The 21,515-nt window shown below is 72.2% G+C and carries 14 protein-coding genes; 13 read left to right on the top strand and 1 reads right to left on the bottom strand.

The genetic code is table 11. The features are described from left to right. The first annotated feature begins 20 nt into the window (after positions 1–20). The 11 genes from AB0I21_RS39000 (at position 21) to AB0I21_RS39050 (ending at position 18,102) form a co-directional block, all read left to right on the top strand. The gene (locus AB0I21_RS39000) at positions 21–1,796 is read left to right on the top strand and encodes an HSP90 family protein (protein WP_360568719.1); all 1,776 of its coding nucleotides are present in this window, start codon (positions 21–23) and stop codon (positions 1,794–1,796) included. Next, complete coding sequence (locus tag AB0I21_RS39005; protein ID WP_360568720.1) at positions 1,786–4,617, top strand: tetratricopeptide repeat protein; 2,832 nt, start codon at positions 1,786–1,788, stop codon at positions 4,615–4,617. The genes AB0I21_RS39000 and AB0I21_RS39005 overlap by 11 nt, the downstream gene beginning before the upstream one ends. 52 nt (positions 4,618–4,669) lie before the next feature. Then, the gene (locus AB0I21_RS39010; RefSeq protein WP_360568721.1) at positions 4,670–5,293 is read left to right on the top strand and encodes a TetR/AcrR family transcriptional regulator; all 624 of its coding nucleotides are present in this window, start codon (positions 4,670–4,672) and stop codon (positions 5,291–5,293) included. 67 nt (positions 5,294–5,360) lie between these two features. Next, positions 5,361–6,713 carry a biotin carboxylase N-terminal domain-containing protein gene (locus AB0I21_RS39015; RefSeq protein ID WP_360568722.1) on the top strand — a complete coding sequence of 451 codons (1,353 nt, stop codon included), beginning with the start codon at positions 5,361–5,363 and terminating at the stop codon, positions 6,711–6,713. Continuing rightward, positions 6,710–7,603 carry a hydroxymethylglutaryl-CoA lyase gene (locus tag AB0I21_RS39020; protein ID WP_344508440.1) on the top strand — a complete coding sequence of 298 codons (894 nt, stop codon included), beginning with the start codon at positions 6,710–6,712 and terminating at the stop codon, positions 7,601–7,603. The genes AB0I21_RS39015 and AB0I21_RS39020 overlap by 4 nt, the downstream gene beginning before the upstream one ends. A gap of 134 nt (positions 7,604–7,737) precedes the next feature. Beyond that, entirely contained in the window at positions 7,738–8,772 is a 1,035-nt protein-coding gene (locus AB0I21_RS39025; RefSeq protein ID WP_360568723.1) for a hypothetical protein, read from the top strand. 246 nt (positions 8,773–9,018) lie between these two features. Further along, positions 9,019–10,626 (top strand): chaplin family protein, encoded by a 1,608-nt coding sequence (locus AB0I21_RS39030; protein WP_360568724.1) that lies wholly within the window; start codon positions 9,019–9,021, stop codon positions 10,624–10,626. Positions 10,627–10,789: 163 nt separating this feature from the next. Continuing rightward, on the top strand, positions 10,790–12,292 hold the full coding sequence (locus tag AB0I21_RS39035; protein WP_360568725.1) for an acyl-CoA carboxylase subunit beta: 1,503 nt from the start codon (positions 10,790–10,792) through the stop codon (positions 12,290–12,292). Between the two features lie 12 nt (positions 12,293–12,304). Then, positions 12,305–13,462 carry an acyl-CoA dehydrogenase family protein gene (locus AB0I21_RS39040; RefSeq protein WP_360568726.1) on the top strand — a complete coding sequence of 386 codons (1,158 nt, stop codon included), beginning with the start codon at positions 12,305–12,307 and terminating at the stop codon, positions 13,460–13,462. Positions 13,463–13,510: 48 nt separating this feature from the next. Further along, complete coding sequence (locus tag AB0I21_RS39045) at positions 13,511–15,670, top strand: MMPL family transporter (protein WP_360568727.1); 2,160 nt, start codon at positions 13,511–13,513, stop codon at positions 15,668–15,670. A gap of 71 nt (positions 15,671–15,741) precedes the next feature. Further along, a complete protein-coding gene (locus tag AB0I21_RS39050) occupies positions 15,742–18,102 on the top strand; it encodes a helix-turn-helix domain-containing protein (RefSeq protein WP_360568728.1) in 2,361 nt (786 codons plus the stop codon). Positions 18,103–18,443: 341 nt separating this feature from the next. On the opposite strand, the gene AB0I21_RS39055 is transcribed toward AB0I21_RS39050, so the two are convergent. Further along, positions 18,444–18,938 carry a MarR family transcriptional regulator gene (locus tag AB0I21_RS39055; RefSeq protein WP_360568761.1) on the bottom strand — a complete coding sequence of 165 codons (495 nt, stop codon included), beginning with the start codon at positions 18,936–18,938 and terminating at the stop codon, positions 18,444–18,446. A gap of 108 nt (positions 18,939–19,046) precedes the next feature. On the opposite strand from AB0I21_RS39055, the gene AB0I21_RS39060 reads away from it, so the two are divergent. Both AB0I21_RS39060 and AB0I21_RS39065 read left to right on the top strand, forming a co-directional pair. Then, positions 19,047–19,622: a YceI family protein gene (locus AB0I21_RS39060; RefSeq protein WP_360568729.1), complete on the top strand. Its 576-nt coding sequence runs from the start codon at positions 19,047–19,049 to the stop codon at positions 19,620–19,622. A gap of 191 nt (positions 19,623–19,813) precedes the next feature. Then, positions 19,814–21,289 carry a glutamate--cysteine ligase gene (locus tag AB0I21_RS39065; protein ID WP_344508425.1) on the top strand — a complete coding sequence of 492 codons (1,476 nt, stop codon included), beginning with the start codon at positions 19,814–19,816 and terminating at the stop codon, positions 21,287–21,289. The last annotated feature ends 226 nt before the right edge of the window (positions 21,290–21,515 follow it).

Genomic DNA, 21,515 nt, shown 5'->3' on the forward strand with positions numbered 1-21,515 from the left:
GGTCGCGGTAGCGTGCGCGCGTGGATCGGACGTTCCAGGTGGACCTGCGCGGGGTCGTGGACCTGCTCAGCCACCATCTCTATGCGAGCCCGCGGGTTTACGTGCGCGAGCTGCTCCAGAATGCCGTCGACGCGATCACCGCGCGGCGCGCGCTCGACCCGGCGGCGCCGGCACGGGTGCGCATCGACCCGCCCGACGTCACCGGCGACGGCACCCTGCGCGTGTCCGACACGGGGATCGGTCTGACCGAGGAGCAGGTCCACCAGTTCCTGGCCACGATCGGGCGCAGCTCCAAGCGCGACGACTTCGGCTTCGCCCGGCACGACTTCCTCGGCCAGTTCGGCATCGGCCTGCTCTCCTGCTTCCTCGTCGCCGACGAGATCCGCGTCCTGACCAGGGCGGAAGGCAGCCCGACGGTGCTGTGGCGCGGCTTCGCCGACGGCCGCTACAGCGTCGCGCCCGCCGGCGAGGACCGGCTGCACGTCGGCACGACCGTGACGCTGGTGCCCCGGCGCGACGCCGACCAGTGGCTGCTGCGGCGGACCGTGATCGAGCTCGCCACCCTCTATGGCTCGCTGCTGCCGGTGACCGTCGAGGTCGGCGACGTCCAGGTCACCGGCGACGGCCTGCCGTGGCGGGCGGGCGACGACAACCGGCGGGAGCGGCTCGTCGCGCACTGCCGGGAGGTCTTCGGGTTCACCCCGTTCGACGTGGTGGACCTGTCCGTGGCCGAGGCGGGGCTGACCGGGGTCGCGTTCGTGCTGCCCACCCCGGCCAACCCGGCGGCCCGCGCCGGCCACCGCGTCTACCTCAAGCGGATGCTGCTCGCCGAGGGCGCCGAGGGCGTCCTGCCCGAGTGGGCGTTCTTCGCGCGGTGCGTCTTCGACGCCGGCGAGCTGCGCCCGACCGCGAGCCGCGAGGCGCTGTATGAGGACCAGCTGCTCGAGTCGACCCGCGAGGCGCTCGGCGACCAGCTGCGCGGCTGGCTGGTCCGGCTCGCCACCCGCGACCCGCGGCGGCTGGCGGAGTTCCTGGAGATCCACCACCTCGGCGTCAAGGCGCTCGCCGTGCACGACGACGAGATGCTGCGCCTGGTCGAGCGCTGGTGGCCGATGGAGACCAACACGGGCCGGATGACGCTCGCCGACTTCCGCGCCCAGCACGGCCTCGTGCGATACACGGTGCAGGTCGACGAGTTCCGCCAGATCGGCGCGGTCGCGGCGGCGCAGGGCATGCCGGTGGTCAACGCCGGCTACGTGTATGACGCGCAGCTCATCGAGCGGCTGCCGCTGATCGAGCCGGGCGCGCTGATCGAGCGGGTCGAGCCCAGCGACCTGACCACGCACTTCGACGCGCTGGAGCCGGGGCTGGAGCTGGCCCGGCGGCCGTTCGTGGCCCGCGCGCAGCGCGCCATGGACCGGCTCGGCTGCGAGGTGGTCCTGCGCGCGTTCGACCCGGCGGGCATGCCGGCCATGTATCTGGTGAACCGGTCGGCCGCGTTCGCCGCCGAGCTGCGGGCCACCCGGGAGCGGGTCGACGAGGTGTGGGCCGACGTGCTGGACGCCCTCGCCCGCACCGACGACGAGGACCGGCCCCAGCTGGTGCTCAACCATCGAAACCCGCTGGTCCGGCGGGTCAGCGAGCTCGCCGACGAGGACCTGGTGCGCCTCGCCGTCGAGGGCCTGTACGGTCAGGCGCTGCTGCTCGGACACCATCCGCTGCGGCCGGCGGACGCCGCGCTGCTCAACAGCTCATTCCTGGGCCTGCTCAACAAGGCGGTCGCGCATGAAGACTGAAGACGAGCTCTGGACCCTGCTGCGCGAGGCCGACCACATGCCGTATGGCAGTGGCCAGATCGCGCTGGTCGAGCAGATCGTGCAGCACGCCGACGCCGGCGGCTTCGACGAGCTGCGCTTCGCGGCGCGGATGCAGGCCACGACGGCGTATGTGCACGGCGGGGAGACCGCGAAGTCGTTCGTGACGTTCTCGTGGTGCCGCGCGGAGTATGACGCGCACCCGGATCGCTTCGACCGGCACGCCGAGAGCCTGCTGCTGTGGCAGTTCAAGTACATGGTGTCGGGCCTGCTGAAGTTTCCCGAGGTGCCGCTCGGCCGCACGCACGACGTGCTCGACGACATGGAGCGCCGCTTCCGCGCCGGCGGGCACAGCCTGCAGGCCGTCTACTCCTACCGGCACGCCGTGGCCGCGCACATCGGCGACCCGGCCGCCGACGAGTGGTATGAGCAGTGGTGCGCGACGCCCCGCGACGACAACTCCGACTGCGTCGGCTGCGACCCGACGTCGAAGGTGTATCACCTGGTGTCGGCCGGCGACGACGAGGCGGCGGTCGCGCTCGCCCAGCCGGTGCTCGCCGGCCACCTCACCTGCGCCGAGCAGCCCCAGTCGATCCTGACGTCGCTGCTGGTGCCGTATCTGCGCACCGGCCGGCTCACGGAGGCCGCCGACGCGCACCGCCGCGCCTACCGCAGCCTGCGGGGCAACCTCGCCGACCTGCAGCGCATCGGCGAGCACGTGGTGTTCTGCGCGCGGACCGGCAACGAGACCCGCGGCCTGGAGATCGTCGAGCGGCACCTGACCTGGCTCGACAAGGCCCCGCACCCGCAGGCCGACATGTGGTTCTCCGCCGCGGCGGCGCTGCTGCTCAGCCGCCTCGACGCCACGGTCGTGATCACCGGTGTGCCGGCGGCGGAGCGGGCGGCGCCGGGGGGTGCCGAGGGGCTGCCGGCGCCGGTGCTCGCCGAGCGGCTCGCGGCGCGGGCGCGGGCCCTGGCGGCGCGCTTCGACGCCCGCAACGGCACGGCCAACATCGGCCGGCTCATCGAGGCCCGGCTGCACGCCGAGCCGCTCGTGGACCACCTGCCGCTCAGCGCCGTGGCCCGCACGCTGCGGACCGCCGCCGTGCCCGCCGCGACCAGCGCGCCGCGCCCGCTGCCGACCGACCCGGCGGAGCTGCTCGACCGGGCGGAGGAGCTGTTCGAGGAGTACCGCTTCACCGAGGCACGGGCCGCGTGGCAGCGCTTCGACGAGCTCGTCGACGACCCGGCGCCCGCGCTGGCGGTCCGGCGGGTGGAGGGCCGCGGCCGGATCGCGAGCGTCGACGAGGAGCCGGAGGTGGCCGAGGCCGCGTTCCTGGAGGCCGCCGCCGGTCACCGGCGGCTCGGTGACGAGCGGTCCGCGCTGATCGCCGAGGCCCGCGCGCTGCTCGCCCCCGACGCCGAGGACCGGCAGGAGGAGGTCCTGGCCCGGCTGACCGAGGTCACCGAGCGGATCGTCGCGATCGGCGACGCCGACACCCGGGCCGAGGCGCGGCTGCGGCTCGAGTATCCGCTGCTGGCGCTCGACCGGCTCGACGACGCCCTCGCCGCGGTCGAGGCCGCGGTCGCCGAGGAGCCGGCCCGCCCGGCGTTGCGGGCCGAGCTGGCCGGGCGGCGGGCCCGGTGCCTGCTGGTGCTGGAGCGCTTCGAGGAGGCGGTGGCGGCCGCCGCCGACTGCCGCGAGCAGTATGGCCGGCTCGGCGACCCGCCGCCGGTGGCGCTCGCGTCGCTGATCCAGGGGCACGCGCTGGCCAACCTCGAGCGGTTCGACGCCGCGGTGGAGGCGTTCGACGCCGCGCTCGCCGCCGCGGTCGAGCGCGACCCGCGGCTGTCGGCGCTGGTCGGCCGGGGGCGGGCCAGGCTCGCCGGCGGCCACCCGGCCGAGGCCGTCGACGACCTCGTCGAGGCGATCGCCGACCACGTCGCGCACGGCGAGGACGGGCCCGCCGCGATCCTGCGCTTCGACCTGGCCAACGCCTATGACCAGGCCGGGCAGCCGCTCGACGCGGCCGAGGCGGCGGAGAGCTCGATCGACGTGCTCGACCGGATCGGCGCCCAGGAGTATGCGGACCGCACCCGCTACCTGCTGTCGCGGATCTACCGGGAGCTCGACGAGCCCGACCAGGCGCTCGCGCTGCTGGAGACGCTCGCCGGCAACCTCGACGGGTTCGACAACCTGCAGTCCCGCGGCCGGATGCTGCAGGAGGCGGCCCAGCTGCTCTACCGGGCCGACCGCGACGCGCAGGCCGCCGAGCGGTTCGGCGCGGCCGCGGCCGCGTTCGGGGCCGCCGGGGTGGTCCAGGCCGAGCTGTACAACCGCCGGATGCGGGCCCTCGCGCTGCGCTGGGCCGGTAGCGTCGAGGAGTCGCTCGCCGCGCTCGCCGAGGCCGACGCGCTGGCCGCGTCGTTGAGCCAGACGGTCGGGCCGTCCGAGCCGTGGCTGGTCTGGCAGCGGGCGATGCTCGACTGCGACGCGGCGCGGGTGCTGCTCGGCGCCGGCCAGGGCGACGAGGCCCTGGCCCGGGTCCGCGGCGCCGCGGACGTGCTGCGCGGCATCGGCGCGCTCGGCGAGGCCCTCGAGGCCGACCTGCTGCACGCCGAGCTGCTGCTGCGCTCCGGCGATCCGGCACCGGCCGAGCCGCTGCTGCGCTCGGTGCTCGGTGCCGCGCCCGCGGGCTCGCAGGCGGGGCAGAACGCGGCCTGGATGCTGGCCGAGGCGCTCGAGGCGATGGATCGCTCGGAGGAGGCCGCCGAGATCCGTCAGCTCCACCTCGGGCAGTGACAAACTTAACGACCGTTCAGCAGTTGTCTTGACACAAGGTTAGGCTTTCCCCATGACGCTGGAGCAATCGTCCGTGCGCCCACCTGCACAGACCCGCGGTGCCGGGCCTGCCGGACAACGCCGCCGCTCACGGCGGGAGGAGATCCTCGAGATCGCCGTCGGGCTCTTCGCGACCCGCGGCTATCACGGCGTGTCGATGGACGACATCGGCGCGGCGGCCGGCGTGACCGGCCCGGCCCTCTACCACCACTTCGCCGGCAAGGAGGCGATGCTGGCGGCCGCGCTCATCCCGGTCAGCGAGCAGCTGCTCGACGGCGGGCAGAAGCGCATCGCCGACTCGTCCGACGACCCGGCCGCCGCGCTCGCCGCGCTGGTCGACTTCCACGTCGAGTTCGCCCTCGCCAACCCGGCGGTCATCGCGCTGCACCTGCACGAGCTCGACCGGCTGCCCGAGGAGCCCCGCCGGCAGATCCGGCGCCTGCAGCGGCTCTATGTCGAGGAGTGGGTCAGCACGCTCACTGCGCTGCGCGGCGAGCTCAACGCCGGGGAGGCCCGAGTCCTCGCCCACGCCGCCTTCGGTCTGATGAACTCCACGCCGTTCCTCGGCGGAGAGGTCGACCGGACCCGCCGCGCCGAGCTGTTGCGCGCCGCGACACTCTCCGCGCTGCAAGGGTGACCCTCCGAGGGTTATCCACAGGCCATTCACGTGTTAACCCACAGAGTTATCCACAGGAGCGGTCCGCATGCTGAGTTCGCTGCTCGTCGCCAACCGCGGAGAGATCGCTCGCCGGATCATCCGGACCGCGCGCAGGCTGCGGATCCACACCGTCGCCGTGCACTCCGAGGCCGACGCGGGGCTGCCCTTCGTCAATGAGGCCGACGAGGCGGTGCTGATCGGCCCGGCGAACCCGGCCCAGTCGTACCGCAACACCGAAGCGATCCTGGCCGCGGCGAAGTCGACCGGCGTGGAGGCGATCCACCCCGGCTACGGCTTCCTGTCGGAGAACGCGGCGTTCGCCGCCACCGTCACCGAGCACGGCCTGATCTGGGTCGGTCCCGGGCCGGCGGCGATCGCCGCGATGGGCGACAAGATCAACGCCAGGAACCTCATGGCCGCCGCCGGCGTGCCGGTCGCGCCGGGCAGCACCGACCCCGCCACCACCGTCGAGGACGCCGTCTCCGCCGCGGCCTCGATCGGCTTCCCCGTGATGGTGAAGGCCGCCGCGGGTGGCGGTGGCATGGGCATGGCGGTCGCCGCCGACGAGGCCGCCCTGGTCGTGGAGTACGAGAAGGTCCGCGGCTTCGCCGAGCGGATGTTCGGCGACGGCTCGGTGCTCATCGAGCGCTACTTCCCCCGCGTCCGCCACGTCGAGGTGCAGATCCTCGGCCTCGCCGACGGCCGGGTCGTCGCCCTCGGCGAGCGCGAGTGCTCGGTGCAGCGGCGCAACCAGAAGCTCGTCGAGGAGACCCCGTCGCCGGCCCTCGACCCGCGGCAGCGCGCCGACCTGCTCGCCGCCGCCGTCCGGGCGGGCGAGGCGGTCGGCTACCGCAACGCCGGCACCGTCGAGTGCCTGTTCGACCCGACCTCCGGGCAGTTCTTCTTCCTGGAGATGAACACGCGCCTGCAGGTCGAGCACCCGGTCACCGAGGCCGTGTTCGGCATCGACCTGGTCGAGGAGCAGCTGCGGGTCGCGTCCGGCCTCGCGCCGACCTTCGACCCCGCGGCGCTGCGCGTCACCGGCCACGCCGTCGAGGTCCGGGTCAACGCCGAGGACCCGAAGCGCTTCCTGCCCGGCCCCGGCGCGATCACGACCTGGGTCGAGCCGACCGGCGACGGGGTGCGCGTCGACGCCGGGTACGGGCCGGGCAACGTCGTCACGCCCAACTACGACTCGCTGATGGCGAAGCTCGTCGTGCACGGCACCGACCGCGCCGACGCGCTGGCGAAGCTGCGGGCCGCGGTCGCCGGGTTCGAGGTCGTGGGGCCGAAGGTCAACCTGCCGTTCTTCGCCGAGCTGCTCGACAACGCCGAGTTCCTCTCCGGCGACTACGACACCGGCATCGTGAGCCGGATGCGCCCAGGAGGTGCGCGATGAGCTTCATTTCCATCCGTGAGGTCGGGCCCCGCGACGGTCTGCAGAACGAGGACCCCGTCCCCGCCGCCGCCAAGGTACGGCTCCTCGACGCGCTCTCCGCGACCGGTGTCGGGCGGATCGAGGCGGTGTCGTTCGTCCACCCGAGGGCGATCCCGCAGATGGCCGACGCCGACGAGGTGTGGGCCGCCGCGGTCAAGAACCCCGCGGTGCACTACTCGGCGCTGGTGCCCAACTCGCGGGGCGCCGAGCGGGCGCTCAAGGCCGGCTTCGGCGAGATCGAGGTCGTCGTGTCGGCGTCCGAGACGCACAACCAGCGCAACGTGAACCGGTCGACGGGCGAGTCGCTCGACGACATCGCCGCGCTGATCGCGCTGCTGCACGGCGCCGGCGCCACCGCCGAGGTGATCATCTCCACCAGCTTCGGCTGCCCGTTCGAGGGCGACATCGACCCGGCGCGGGTGGCCGGCATCGTCGACCGGGTGGTCGCCGACGGCGCGGACCGTGTCGCGTTCGGCGACACGACCGGCATGGCCACCCCCCGCCGCGTGCAGGACGTCGTCGGCCTCGTCCGCGACCGCCACCCCGACCTGCCGCTGCTGCTGCACTTCCACAACACCCGCGGCGCCGCCCTCGCGAACATCCTCACCGCGATGCAGCTGGGCATCACCGAGTTCGACGCGAGCGTCGGCGGGCTCGGCGGCTGCCCGTATGCGCCGGGAGCCACCGGCAACGTCGCCACCGAGGAGGTCGTGCACCTGCTGCACGACATGGGCCACGACACCGGCATCGACCTCAAGGCGATGATCGAGGCGGCGGCGATGGCGCAGGAGATCGTCGGGCGGGAGCTGCCATCGGGCGTGCTCAAGGCCGGTCCGCGAATCCCTTTCTGACGCCCGCTGTCCCACTTGTGCCCGATTCGCCGGGATAGTGGCGTGTCCCCGGCCGGGGCGATTCGTTGCTCAGTACGGAAACAGTCAGATGTCGGGCGACCCGCCCGGCACCGAGCCCGTACTGAGAGGCAGCCATGGCCCGGTCAAGGAGCGAGCGCAACCCGCGCACGGCCCCCTGTGCCCGGTCTGCTGCCCGTTTCGCCGTCAAGGGTCTGGTCGTCGCCGGTTTCGCCGGCGTGGCCTGGCTGCTGTCGGCGTCGGCGGCGCACGCCTCGGAGTCGTCGGGCTCGGACGGTTCCGCGTCCGGGACCTCCCTGATCGCGCCGGTGACCAACCTGGTCACCGGGGGCGGCGGGACGGGACTCGACCTGCTCGACCTCGGCGCCGGCGGCAGCCGTCACGGCGCTGATGGTCACGCCTCTTCCAGTGGCCGCACCTTCGGTCACATCGGGTCCACCGGTGTGCCTTCCAGGGTGTCCTCCGGCGCGCCTTCCGGGGTGTCGCCGCGCGAGTCGAGGGGTGACCTGATCACCGGGACGGTGCTGACCGTCCTGCGACCGGTGACGGGCACGGTCCTGGCCACGACCGACGGGGTCACGGACAAGGCGGCCGGCAAAGCCGCCACTCCGGCGTCCACCAAGATGCCCCGCTTGACGACGGTGAACGCGTCGAGCGCCACGAACTCACGCACCAAGAGGCCGGCAAAAGCCGGCATCACGATCGCCCGCAAGACGCAGACGCAGGAGCCGGCCGTCCAGGCCGAGCCGGTCGGCGTCGGGTCACCCGGCGACGTCGTAGCCGCGGCGACCGGCACCTCCCGTGCCGGCGTCGACTCGACACGCGTCGTCGTCTCCCGTGCCATGGGTCAGCTCGACCGGCTCGACGCCGGCGACGCCACGCACGAGAAGCCGGTCGCGGACCGGACCGAAGCGCAGGGTACGCGCCACGTGCCGCTGCTGCCCCGCCCGGCGCCCGTTCCGGCGCCGGCGGCCGGCATCACCTCGGGAGTTCCGGGCACCGGCTCGGGCCTCAACCACGACGGTGGCGCCGCCGCCACGCTGCCCGCCGCTCCGGCCGGCACGAAGGTGGTCACCTTCAGGCTGGATGCGGTCGAAGACGCCGAGCTGCGGTTGCTCGCAGCCGAGGAGCCGACAGTCTCACCCGACTGAGGCCGGCCGGCCAGCCGACGCGAAGCGAAGCGGGCCGAGCCGGAGCCAGCCAGGGTCCCCTGGGCCAGCATCGACCCGCATCGACCACATCGCGGCATCTCGCAACACCGAACACGCACCATCCGGGCGCACGTCGACAGGGCGGAGCCGGGCAGAGCCTGCCCGCACGCAGGTTTCGCGGCTCCGATCCGCGCCCACGCAAGCAGCACTGAACAGAAACACCTACCGAAGGGTCTCACTTTCACCATGAAGACGTGGGTTCGTAAGTCGCTCAACGTGGGCGTGCTTTCCGCGGGCTTCCTGCTCATCTCGGGCGGGGCCGCGCACGCCGACTGGACGACTGGCTACAACGCCGGCCTGCTGAACGGCAATCAGTTCGACACCACCCTCCAGCTGCCGGTCAACGTCTGCGGCAACTCGATCGCGGTGCTCGGCTTCGCCGACGCGTCCTGCGGTGGCGGCGCCGCGGCGGTCGACACCGAGAGCGCCACCACCGAGGACTGGACGACCGGCTACAACGCGGGCGTCGCCAACGGCAACCAGCTCGACACCACCCTCCAGGTGCCGGTCAACGTCAGCGGCAACGCCGTCAGCGTCCTGGGCTTCTCGAGCGCGTCCAGCCAGGGCGGCGCGTACGCCGTCAAGGGCGGCATGGCCTCCGACAACGGCCGGGGTCACGGGCACGGTCACGGCCGGGGCCACGGGCACGGCGGCGGCAACGGTGGCGGCAACGGCGGCGACAACGGTGGCTACACCGGGAACAACAACGGTGGCTACGCCGCCGGCGCCGACGACTACACCGAGAGCACCGGCAACCGCACCGAGGACTGGACCTCGGGCTACAACGCGGGCGTGCTCAACGGCAACCAGTTCGACACCACGCTGCAGCTGCCGGTCAACCTGAGCGGCAACGCGATCAGCCTGTTCGGCTTCTCCAGCGCGCAGAGCGCCGGCGGTGCCTGGGCGGTCAAGGGTGAGAGCGCCTCCACCGAGAGCGCGACCACCGAGGACTGGACCACCGGCTTCAACGCGGGCCTGCTCAACGGCAACCAGTTCGACACCACGGTCCAGGCGCCGATCAACGTCTGCGGCAACGCGATCGCGGTGCTCGGCTTCTCCAGCGCCTCCTGCGGCGGCGGCGCGGTCGCTGTCGACGGCGACGGCTGGGGCGGCGGCAACGGCGGTGGCAACGGCCACGGGCACGGCCACGGTCACGGCGGCGGCAACGGCGACTGGGACGACGACTGGGACGACAACGGCAACGGTGGCGGCAACGGCGGCTACGGTGACGACGACGCCGACAACAACGGTGGCTACGGCAACGGTGGCAGCAACGGCAACCCCGGCGCGTACGGCAACGCCGCGGGTAACGCCAGCAACATGAGCTCGCACGGCGCCTCCGCGTCGCACGGCAAGGCGAAGACCAAGAAGGTCACCAGCGAGCACAGCCGTGGCAACGGCGCCGGCACCGGCACCGCGAACGACGGCGGCTACGGCAACGGCGGCGGCAACGGCCAGAACAACGGCGGTTACGGCAACGGCAACGGCAACAACAACGGTGGCTACGGCAACGGCGCCGGCAACGGCGACGACGACCGGGGCCACGGCCGGGGCCACGGCCACGGGCACGGCAACGGGCACGGCAACGGCGGCGGCTGGAGCAACGGCGGCGGCGCGACCGCCGTCAAGAACTCGTGCAGCGACTGGACCACGGGCTACAACGCCGGTCTGCTGAACGGCAACCAGTTCGACACCACGCTGCAGGTGCCGGTCAACATCAGCGGCAACGCGATCAGCCTGTTCGGCTTCTCGCAGGCGTCCAGCCAGGGCGGCGCGGTCGCGTACTCCTGCTGACACCGGTGCCGGGGTCCCTCTGATCCGCAGGGGGACCCGGGGCCCCGCCGGGTGCACACCGACCCGTGCCCGACGAGCCATTGGTACTTGACCTCCGCTTCGGCTAACCTGAACGATCGTTAGGCATAACGATCGTTCAGGTTGCTGACGCGGAGGTCGCGCCATGTTGGAGGAGCTTCGGAAGCGGGTCGAGGCCGGCGGTGCCGAGAAGTACCACGCGGCCAACGCTGCCCGGGGCAAGCTCTTCGCCCGTGAGCGGATTGCCCTGCTCGTCGACGAAGGAACCTTCGTCGAGGACGGGATGTTCGCCAACGTGCTGGCCGAAGGCCTGCCGGCCGATGGCGTCATCACCGGCACCGCGACCGTCGACGGCCGCCCGGTCTGCCTGATGGCCAACGACTCCACGGTCAAGGCCGGCTCCTGGGGCGCCCGCACCGTCGAGAAGATCATCCGGATCATCGAGAAGGCCTACGACACCGGCGTCCCCATGGTGTACCTGGTGGACTCCGCCGGCGCCCGCATCACCGACCAGGTCGACCTCTTCCCCGGCCGGCGGGGCGCCGGGCGCATCTTCCACACGCAGGTCCGCGCCAGCGGCAGCATCCCGCAGGCCTGCGCCCTGTTCGGCCCGTCGGCCGCCGGCGGCGCCTACATCCCCGCCTTCTGCGACGTCGTCGCGATGGTCGAGGGCAACGCGTCGATGTACCTGGGATCCGACCGGATGGTCGAGATGGTCACCGGCGAGAAGACCACCCTCGAGGCGATGGGCGGCGCGCGGGTGCACTGCGCGGAGTCCGGCGTCGGGCACTTCCTGTGCAAGACCGAGGCCGAGGCGATCGAGACGGTCCGGCGCTACCTGTCCTACCTGCCGTCCAACTGGACGCAACCCGCGCCGGTCGCCGCGGCGGCCGCCGCCACCGGCCTGCCCGAGATCCCCGCCAGCGAGCGGCAGGCCTTCGACATGCGCAAGTTCGTGCGCGGTCTCGTCGACGAGGGCTCGTTCTTCGAGATTCAAGCGCTGTGGGCGCGGGAGCTCACCGTCGGCTTCGCCCGCATCGACGGCCGGCCCGTCGGCGTCGTCGCCAACAACTCGATGTTCAAGGGCGGCGTGCTCTTCGTCGACTCCGCCGACAAGGCGACCCGGTTCGTGCAGCTCTGCGACGCGTTCAACGTGCCGCTGCTCTTCCTCGCCGACGTGCCCGGCTTCATGGTCGGCTCGGCCGTGGAGAAGCAGGGCATCATCCGGCACGGCGCCAAGATGATCACCGCGATCTCCGAGGCGACCGTGCCCAAGCTCTGCGTCGTGGTCCGCAAGGCGTATGGCGCCGGCCTCTACGCCATGGCCGGCCCGGGGTTCGAGCCCGACGCCACCATCGCGCTGCCCACCGCCAAGATCGCCGTGATGGGGGCGGAGGCGGCCGTCAACGCGGTCTACGCCAACAAGATCGCCGCGCTGCCCGACGACGAGGCGCGCGCCGCGTTCGTCGCCTCGGCCCGGGCCGAGTATGAGCGCGACATCGACATCATGCGCCTGGCCAGCGAACTGGTCGTCGACGCGGTCGTCGAGCCGGGCGCGCTGCGCGGCGAGGTGGCCCGCCGGTTCGCCGCCGCCACCGGGAAAGACCGTCAATTCTCGCGCCGCCGTCACGGCGTCACGCCCGTCTGAGAGGTACCCGTCATGGTCGACTTCACCCTCGGCGAGGAGCTCGAGGCCCTCCGTCAGAGCGTTCGCGAGTTCGCCAACGACGTCGTGGCACCGGTCATCGGCGACTACTACGAGCGGCACGCGTTCCCCTACGACATCGTGCGCCAGATGGGCAAGATGGGCCTCTTCGGCCTGCCCTTCCCGGAGCAGCACGGCGGCATGGGCGGCGACTACTTCGCCCTCTGCGTCGCCCTGGAGGAGCTGGCGCGCGTCGACTCCTCCGTCGCGGTCACCCTGGAGGCCGGCATCTCCCTCGGTGCCATGCCGATCTACCGCTTCGGCACCGACGAGCAGCGGGCCCAGTGGCTGCCGCGGCTCGTCACCGGCGAGGCGCTGGCCGCCTTCGGCCTCACCGAGCCGGGCGCCGGCTCCGACGCCGGCGGCACCCAGACCCGCGCGGTGCTGGACGAGGCCACCGGCGAATGGGTGATCAACGGCTCCAAGGCCTTCATCACCAACTCCGGCACCGACATCACCGCCCTGGTCACCGTCACGGCCGTCACCGGGGTCAACCCGGACGGCTCCAAGGAGCTCTCCTCGATCATCGTGCCGAGCGGCACGCCTGGCTTCACGGTCCAGCCCGGCTACTCCAAGGTCGGCTGGTGCGCCTCCGACACGCACGAGCTGAGCTTCTCCGACTGCCGGGTGCCGGCCGCCAACCTGCTCGGGCAGCGTGGCCGCGGGTATGCGCAGTTCCTGCAGATCCTCGACGAGGGGCGGGTCGCGTTCGCGGCGCTCGGCGTCGGGCTCGCCCAGGGCTGCGTCGACGAGTCGGTGGCCTACGCCAAGCAGCGCCGGGCGTTCGGCAAGGCGATCGGTGAGTACCAGGCGATCCAGTTCAAGCTCGCCGACATGGAGGCCCGCGCGCACACCGCCCGGCTGGCCTACTACGACGCGGCGTCCCGGCTGGTGAACGGCCGGGACTTCAAGCGCCAGGCCGCCATCGCGAAGCTGCAGGCCAGCGACGCCGCGGTCACCAACGCCCGCGAGGCGACCCAGGTGCACGGCGGCTACGGCTTCATGAACGAGACGCCGGTGGCCCGGATGTGGCGCGACGCGAAGATCCTGGAGATCGGTGAGGGCACGTCGGAGGTACAGCGGATGATCATCTCGCGGTCGTTGGGTCTCTAACAAGACGGAGGATTTCGCCGCGCTCCACTGCCGTGCTTGCATACTGCGATGTTCGCGAAACTGGGCACGCTCATGGACCGCTACCGGTGGCCTGTCATCGGGGTGTGGCTGGCAGTGACCGTGGCCGGTGCCGTCTTCGGTGGCGCGCTGTTCGACCGGCTCGCCACCACGACCACCAACCGGGCCGACAGCGAGTCGGCGATCGCGCAGCAGCGCATCGACGAGCTGGCGCCCGAAGGGTCGATGGTCATCGCCGTCATCGAGGGCAAGGACGTCTACGACCCGGGGCTCAACGCGAGCGTCACCAAGGCCAGCCAGGAGATCAAGGCGATGGCTGGGGTGAAGGAGGTCAACGACCTCTACAACGGCCCCGGCGGGCAGATCGGCGCCGACAACATGAGCTCGACGGTGCGGGTCGAGCTCGACCCGAAGCTCGGTGAGGCCGCCCGCGAGAAGCTCGAGGACAAGGTCAAGGCGCGCCTGAAGCTGATCGAGGCGCCGAAGGTGACGGTCGGCGGGACGAAGATCGCGGAGCGGGCGTTCGGCGAGCAGTCGGTGCGGGACCTCGCGATCGGGGAGAGCATCGCGCTGGTCGCGCTGCTCGTCGTGCTGGTGCTGATCTTCGGCGGGGTGGTCGCCGCGGGGCTGCCGCTCGCGGTCGCGGTCGTCGGGGTCACGGGATCGCTGCTGCTGCTGTTGGTGCTCAGCTTCGCGACGAAGGTGAGCGAATACTCCCTGAACGTCGTGACGCTGCTCGGGATCGGGCTCGCCGTCGACTACTCGCTGCTCATCGTCGCCCGGTTCCGGGAGGAGCGGCTCACGCACGAGCCGGCCGAGGCGCTCGTCGAGGCGGTCGCGCGGTCCGGCCGGGCGGTCGCGATCTCCGGCGTCGCGGTCGCGGCGACCCTCGCGGGGCTGACCGTGTTCGCCGAGCCGCTGCTCGCCGCGGTCGCGCTCGGCGGGGCCGCCGTCGTCGTGCTGGCGACGGTCGCGGCGCTGACGCTGGTGCCGGCGCTGCTCTCGCTCGCGAAGGACAGGATCCCGGCGGCCGGCGAGGGCCGGTTCACCTTCAAGACCGACCTGCTCGCGAAGCTGGCCACCAAGGCGCAGCAGTCGCCGTCGGCGGTCGCGCTCGGCGTGACCGTGGGTCTGCTGGTGCTGGCGGCGCCGCTGCTCGGGGCGAACTTCGCCAACTCCGACGCGCGGGCACTGCCGCACAGCAACGAGGCGCGGCAGGCGTACGACGCGCTGCAGAAGAAGTTCAACGACGAGCACCCGGAAGACGTGGTCGTGCTGCTGGAGGCCGGTCCCGAGCGCGCCGACGTCCGCATGTTCATGAACCAGGTCAGCAAGGACCTCTCCGGCCAGGTGTTCCGCCAGGAGGTGCGCCCCGACGTGCCCAAGGGCTGGACGGTCCTCGACCTGACCCCGAAGGGTGAGGTCGGCGGGCAGGAGGGCCTCGACCTGGTGCGCAAGGTGCGGGCCATGCCCACGCCGTTTCCGAAGTGGGTCACCGGCCCGAGCGCCGAGGTCGTCGACTACCAGGACTCCCTCGCGCGCCGGCTGCCGATCGCGGCGCTCATCGTGCTGATCGTGACCGTCGCGGTGCTGTTCATGCTCACCGGCTCGGTCGTCATCCCGCTCAAGGCCGTCCTGATGAACCTGCTGACCCTGATCGCCACGCTCGGCGTCCTGGTCGTGGTGTTCCAGTGGGGCTGGGGGCAGATCCCGCTCTTCTTCGACTCCTGGGGCGGCATCGACCTGACGACGCCGGTGCTGCTGTTCGTGTTCATCTTCGGCCTGTCGATGGACTACGAGGTCTTCCTCCTGGCGCGGATCAAGGAGGAGTACGACCGGCGCCCCGACACCAACCGGGCGGTCCTGCGCGGCATCACGAAGTCCGGCCCGGTCGTGACGGCGGCCGCGATCTGCATCGTCATCGTGTTCCTCGGCTTCGCGGTCGGCGGGCTGGTCGCGGTGAAGGAGATCGGTGTCGGCATGACGGTCGCCGTGGTCATCGACGTCACGGTGGTGCGGGGACTGCTGCTGCCGGCGCTCATGACGATGCTCGACAGCTGGAACTGGTGGGCGCCGAGCTTCCTCAAGCAGCTGGGCAGGCGCAAGCCGGCGGCGGCCGGAAAGCCGGCCGCGGAGGACGAGACCGTCGAGGTGCCCGCCCTTGGCAACAACCGTGCCACCGGCAGGTAACGCATCGATAACCGTCGTAGTTCCGACGCCTGGCTACTTCCAGACGGCTCCGATAAGTACCCTTTCACAACATGTCTCCAGTTGCGGATCATGATCCGCGGGGCGCCGGGGCAGGGTTCGCCGCCGCGTTGCGGACCCGCCGCCTGGCCCGGGGACTGACCCAGGAGGAGCTGGCCACACGGGCCGGCCTCGGCGTGCGCACACTGCGTGAGCTGGAGCGGGGCAGGGTCGCGCGGCCGCAGCGGGGCACCCTCGCGCTGCTCGCCGACGCCCTCGACCTCGTCGGCACCGACCGCGATGACTTCCTCACCGGCACCGTCACCGCCGCCCCGGCGACCCTGCCGCTACCGACCGCGCCGGCGCTGATCGGCCGCGACGCCGACGTCGCCGAGCTGCTCGACCTGCTGGCGCACGCCGACCTGGTCGCGCTCGTCGGCCTCGCGGGCGTCGGCAAGACCGGCCTCGCCCACGCCGTCGCGCACGCGACCAGCGGCACCGCGGTCTCCGTGACGATCACCGACGTGTCCCAGCCGACCGACGTGTTCGCCGCGGTCGCCGCCGTCTTCGGGGTCGCCCGCGCCGAGGAGCTGCCCGACCGGCCGGCGCTGCTGGTCCTCGACGGGATCGACCGCTCGCACCGCAGCGCGGTCAAGGCGATCGGCTGGCTGCGGGCCCGGGTGCCGTCGGTGAAGATCCTCGCGACCAGCCGGCGCCCGCTCGCGGGCGCGGTCCCCGGCGCCGTCGACTGGCAGGTCGAGCCGCTGGAGCTGCCGCCGTCCGCGCCGGGCTCCGCGGCCGACGCGCGTCGCGTGCCGGCGGTCGCGCTGTTCCTCGACCGGCTCCGGCAGGTGCGGCGCGAGCCGGTGCCCGACGCGGAGCTCCCGGCGGTCGCCGAGCTGGTCCGGCGCCTCGACGGGCTGCCGCTCGCGATCGAGCTCGCCGCCGCCCGCGGGCGGGTCCTCGAGCTGCCGGAGCTGCTGTCCCGCTACGGCAACCGCGTCCTCGACCTCGCCGCCACCGACCCCGCCGGGCAGCGGCTCCGCGACGCCGTCGCCGCGAGCTACCACCTGCTGGACGAGCCGGAGCAGGCCGCGCTGCGCCGGCTGGCGATGTTTCGGGGACGATGGTCGCTGGAGCTGGCCGAGGCGCTGCTCGGGTTCAACGCCGAGGCGGTGCTCGACCGGCTCGTCGGGCTCGGCCTCGTCAGCGTCCGCGGCCCCGGCGACCTGCGCTTCCGCCTCCTCGACGTGGTCCGCGACTTCGCCACCGAGCGCTGCGTCGAGCACCTCGAGCTACGCGCCCTGCGCATCCGGCACGCCGAGGTCATCACCCGGCTCGCCGTCCGGCTGGCGGCCGACCTCGTCGGGCCGGCCAGCGGCGCCGCCGTGTCGCGCCTGGACTACCTCAACAGCGACATCAGGACGGCGCTGCGGTACGCCGCCGTCCGCGAACCCGTGATCGCGCTGCGCCTCGCCGGGGCGATCCCGCGCTGGTGCCGGCTGCGGGGCCGGGACGTCGAGGCGCACAAGCTGTTGCGACGGCTGCTCGACGACCCGCGCACCGCCGGCTGCGACCCGCTGATCCGGGCGACCGCGCAGGTCGCGGCGGGGATGCTCGCGATGGCACACGGGCGGGGCTTCGCCGAGCTCTGGCCGACCGAGGCGGCGCTCGAGGTGCTCGTCGCGCACGGGGACGCGGCGGGGGAGTTCGCCGCCCGCGGGGTCCTCTCCGGGGTCTGGCAGGCGGTCGGCGGCGCCGACGAGTCCCGCCGGCACGCCGAGGCGATGCTCGGGCTGGCGATCCGGACCGGCCGGATCCGCGAGATCGCCGTCTCGCAGAACAACCTGGCGTGGCACGACATCCGCACCGGCGACCTGGCCACCGCGGCCCGCCGGCTGGCCGGCGCCGGGCGTCGCGCCGCCGAGGCCGGTGACGCCCGCGTCCAGGCCCTCACCCAGGCCAACCTGGCCGAGGTCGCGCGCCTGGACCGCCGCTTCGACGAGGCCGTCGACCTGGCCCGCCGGGCGGCGTTCGCGTCCGCGGAGGTCGGCGACCCCACCCACCACGTCCGGGCGCTCGGCACGCTCGGGCAGGCGCTGGCCGAGTCGGGGCGCCCGCAGGAGGCGGCAGACGTCCTCGTCGAGCTGGCCGAGCTGCCCGGGAGTGCCGGGTTCACGGCGATGATCAGCGGCTATCTCGCACTGGGGCGGGGAGACCGGCCGGCGGCGGCGGTCGCGTTCGAGTCCGCGGCGAACCTGCTCGCCGGTCGCGATGACATCCGCGATGTACTGGAGGCGCTCGTCGCACTGGCCGCCTGCGCCGCGCCGGACGACCGGGAGCGGGTGCTGGGCGAGCTGGCCGGGATCCGCGCGCGGGGCGGGCTGGCGCTGCTGCCGCGGGAGCTGGCGCTGCTGGAGTCGCCCGAGCAGTAGGGCACGGACGAAGACCCCCCGGGCGCGTGTTGCCTTCCCACCTGCTTCGTCCGTGCCGGTCCCCCTGGGGTGTTTCTTCCCCGGGCGGACACTAACGAAGTCGATGGCCCGGAATGCGGCTTTGCGGGGTTTTCACGACCTCGGGCCGGCGGAAGCTGCCGGTGATCCTGCCGGTCGCTTTCTTTCCGTTCACGCGACGCGGTGTGCTTCGTCGCGCCGGGCGGCTTCTACGCGGCGCGGTGTGCCTCGGTCGTGCCGGGCGGTCTTACGCGGCGCGGTGTGCTTCGGTCGTGCCGGGCGGTCTTTACGCGGCGCGGTGTGCTTGGGCCGCCGGGCGGTCATTACGCGGCGCGGTGTGCTTCGGTCGTGCGGCTCGGGTCCGCGACGCCGGAGGTGGCGCCGGGGCGGACGGCGTCGCGGATCGTGCGGAGACCGCTGAGCAGCGTCTCCAGGTGCTCAGGCGACAGCCGGCCGGTGAACCACTCGTCGATCAGCGCGAGGTGGTCCGGCAGGACCTCGTGCATCTTGGCCACGCCGGCGGGCGTCACGACGGTGAACGAGCCGCGCCGGTCGGTCGGGCAGGCGCGGCGGGTCGCCAGGCCGTCGCGCTCCAGGCGGTCGACGACCCGGGTCACGCCGCTGGTCGACAGGCCGGTCTGCGCCGCGAGGTCGGTCATCCGCAGCTCGCCGCCCGGCGAGCGGGCGAGCCTGACCAGCACCTCGAAGTCGACGTTGCCGAGGCCGTGCTCGGCCAGCTGGACGTTGAGACGCGCGGTCACACCGGTGAAGGCCTCGACGAACAGGCCCATGGCGGTGATTCGCGGATCTTCAAGCATCTCGTCGGTCACAGTGGCAGTCTATCAGAAGAGCTTGACAAACGAGACTCTGCCGTGAGTATATTTGCTTCAGCAAACTTCTCCACCACAGCTCATCTGGAGGGCATCATGACCGCACCGGTCGGCACCCGCGAGTACAACGGCGTCGCGATCCCGACGCCGGGCAAGTTCGACATCGACCCGGCGCACACGCGGGTCAGCTTCGTCGCCAAGCACCTCATGGTGAGCAAGGTCCGCGGCGGCTTCACCAAGGCGACGGGCACCATCGTCATCGCCGAGGACCCGCTGGAGTCGCACGTCGAGGTCGAGATCGACGCCGCCAGCATCGACACCGGCGTGGCCGACCGGGACGGTCACCTTCGCAGCGCCGACTTCCTCGACGTCGAGAAGTGGCCGGCGCTGACCTTCAAGAGCACCCGCGTGACCGGCTTCTCCGGCGGCGAGTTCAAGCTGGTCGGCGACCTGACGATCCGCGACGTCACGCGCGAGGTCGAGCTCGACGTCGAGTTCGAGGGCCACGCGAAGAGCCCGTGGGGCCAGGAGGTCATCGGGTTCAGCGCGACCACCGAGATCGACCGTGAGGACTTCGGCATCACCTGGAACCAGGCGCTGGAGACCGGCGGTGTTCTCGTCGGCAAGAAGGTCAAGATTGAGATCGGCGCCGAGGGCGTGCGCCAGGGCTGAGCCTGAATTGCGGCTCTTTGCTCCTTAAGCCGGAGTTTGACCATGCTGCAGAGGGTGGGCGAAATCTCCCACCCTCCGCAAGGTTTCGATCACCGTAGGCTGAGGTTGCGCCCGTTTTGTCCCTAGCGGTACATCCAGACCACTCCTAACGTGGAGGGTCCACGGGGCCGGCCGGGGAGTTGGGGAACGGAATGGGGCAAGACGTCATACGGGGTGCGTTCACACGGGAGGATCGTGCCCGATATCGGTATAAAGTCCGCCGATGTCTTGACGTCTTCGCGCTGATGCTCAACGACTTCCGGTTCGATTCAGACCGGCCGATGACGGGGCTCGAGATCGAGCTCAACCTCATCGATCCCGAGGCGCAGCCCGCGATGCGCAACGCGGAGGTGCTCGCCGACCTGGCGGACCCGTCGTTTCAGACCGAGCTCGGGCAGTTCAACCTCGAGATCAACGTGGCGCCCAGGGTCATCGAGGGCGACGGCCTCGACGTGTACGAGCGGGAGGTCCTCGCCAGCCTCGTCCACGCCGACGAGCGCGCCCGCAAGTCGGACGCACAGCTGGTGCTCATCGGGATCCTCCCGACGCTGCGCCCAGAGCACACGGTGCTGGCCAACCTGTCCAACAACCCGCGCTACCAGCTGCTCAACGAGCAGATCATCAACGCGCGCGGCGAGGACATCGCCCTGGACATCCGTGGGCAGGAGCGGCTCGAGGCGGAGTCCGACTCGATCGCCGCCGAGTCCGCGTGCACCAGCGTCCAGTTTCACCTGCAGGTCGCCCCCGAAGACTTCGCCATGCACTGGAACGCGTCCCAGGCGATCGCCGGGATCCAGGTCGCGGTCGGCGCCAACTCGCCGTACCTCTTCGGCAAGCGCCTCTGGGCGGAGACCCGCATCGCGCTGTTCGAGCAGGCCACCGACACCCGCCCGGAAGAGCTGAAGGCCCAGGGCGTCCGGCCGCGGGTCTGGTTCGGCGAGCGCTGGATCACGTCGATATTCGACCTCTTCGAGGAGAATGTCCGCTACTTCCCGCCGCTGCTGCCCATCACCGACGACGAGGACCCCGTCGCCGTCATCGAGGCCGGCGGCGTGCCCAATCTGGGCGAGCTGCGCCTGCACAACGGCACGATCTACCGCTGGAACCGGCCGGTGTACGACATCATGAACGGCCGCCCGCACCTGCGCGTCGAGAACCGCGTCCTGCCCGCCGGCCCCACCGTCGTCGACCAGGTCGCCAACGCCGCGTTCTACTTCGGCCTGGTCGGCGAGCTCGTCCAGCAGGACCGTCCGATCTGGACGCAGATGACGTTCTCCGCCGCCGAGGAGAACTTCCACACCGCCGCCCGCGAGGGCCTCGACGCCCGCCTCTGGTGGCCCGACCGCGGCGAGGTGCAGGTCGCCGAGCTGGTCCTGGACGAGCTGCTGCCACTGGCCTCGGCGGGCCTGGACCGCTTCGGCGTCCGCCCGGCCACCCGCGACCGTCTGCTCGGCGTCATCGAGGGCCGCTGCCGCACCGGCCGCAACGGCGCCGCCTGGCAGACCGAGACCGTCAACGACCTGCAGTCCAGACACCACCTCGACCGCCCTGCCGCCCTCCGCGCCATGCTCCAGCGGTACAGCGTCGGCCTGCACGCCAACGAGCCCGTCCACACCTGGCCCATCTGACCCACCCCACCGTTGGGGAGCGGCCTCGTCCTGCCTTCGGGTCGTTTGGACGGTCGGCGCCGCCCGCATCACGCGTGACCAGGCACGCGTGGATAGACAGCGCCGTCATAGGCCAGGGCTTGTGGCGCGGCTCCGGCGTCGCCTGGTCCGGCGCCATCGCGGCGATCGTCCGGTGCGCAGACCGCTCGGGTGTTGAGCTTCCCGCTGCTCTGGTCGTGTGGTGGGC

It is taken from the genome of Dactylosporangium sp. NPDC050588 (genome assembly GCF_040654975.1).
In the GTDB taxonomy this organism is placed as follows: domain Bacteria; phylum Actinomycetota; class Actinomycetes; order Mycobacteriales; family Micromonosporaceae; genus Dactylosporangium; species Dactylosporangium maewongense.

What these genes read in the sequence shown, in the direction of transcription:
- AB0I21_RS39005 (WP_360568720.1), top strand. Translation starts at nt 1,786, where the DNA reads ATGAAGACTGAAGACGAGCTCTGGACCCTGCTGCGCGAGGCCGACCAC.
- AB0I21_RS39010 (WP_360568721.1), top strand. Translation starts at nt 4,670, where the DNA reads ATGACGCTGGAGCAATCGTCCGTGCGCCCACCTGCACAGACCCGCGGT.
- AB0I21_RS39015 (WP_360568722.1), top strand. Translation starts at nt 5,361, where the DNA reads ATGCTGAGTTCGCTGCTCGTCGCCAACCGCGGAGAGATCGCTCGCCGG.
- AB0I21_RS39020 (WP_344508440.1), top strand. Translation starts at nt 6,710, where the DNA reads ATGAGCTTCATTTCCATCCGTGAGGTCGGGCCCCGCGACGGTCTGCAG.
- AB0I21_RS39025 (WP_360568723.1), top strand. Translation starts at nt 7,738, where the DNA reads ATGGCCCGGTCAAGGAGCGAGCGCAACCCGCGCACGGCCCCCTGTGCC.
- AB0I21_RS39030 (WP_360568724.1), top strand. Translation starts at nt 9,019, where the DNA reads ATGAAGACGTGGGTTCGTAAGTCGCTCAACGTGGGCGTGCTTTCCGCG.
- AB0I21_RS39035 (WP_360568725.1), top strand. Translation starts at nt 10,790, where the DNA reads ATGTTGGAGGAGCTTCGGAAGCGGGTCGAGGCCGGCGGTGCCGAGAAG.
- AB0I21_RS39040 (WP_360568726.1), top strand. Translation starts at nt 12,305, where the DNA reads ATGGTCGACTTCACCCTCGGCGAGGAGCTCGAGGCCCTCCGTCAGAGC.
- AB0I21_RS39045 (WP_360568727.1), top strand. Translation starts at nt 13,511, where the DNA reads ATGTTCGCGAAACTGGGCACGCTCATGGACCGCTACCGGTGGCCTGTC.
- AB0I21_RS39050 (WP_360568728.1), top strand. Translation starts at nt 15,742, where the DNA reads ATGTCTCCAGTTGCGGATCATGATCCGCGGGGCGCCGGGGCAGGGTTC.
- AB0I21_RS39055 (WP_360568761.1), bottom strand. Translation starts at nt 18,938, where the DNA reads ATGCTTGAAGATCCGCGAATCACCGCCATGGGCCTGTTCGTCGAGGCC.
- AB0I21_RS39060 (WP_360568729.1), top strand. Translation starts at nt 19,047, where the DNA reads ATGACCGCACCGGTCGGCACCCGCGAGTACAACGGCGTCGCGATCCCG.
- AB0I21_RS39065 (WP_344508425.1), top strand. Translation starts at nt 19,814, where the DNA reads ATGGGGCAAGACGTCATACGGGGTGCGTTCACACGGGAGGATCGTGCC.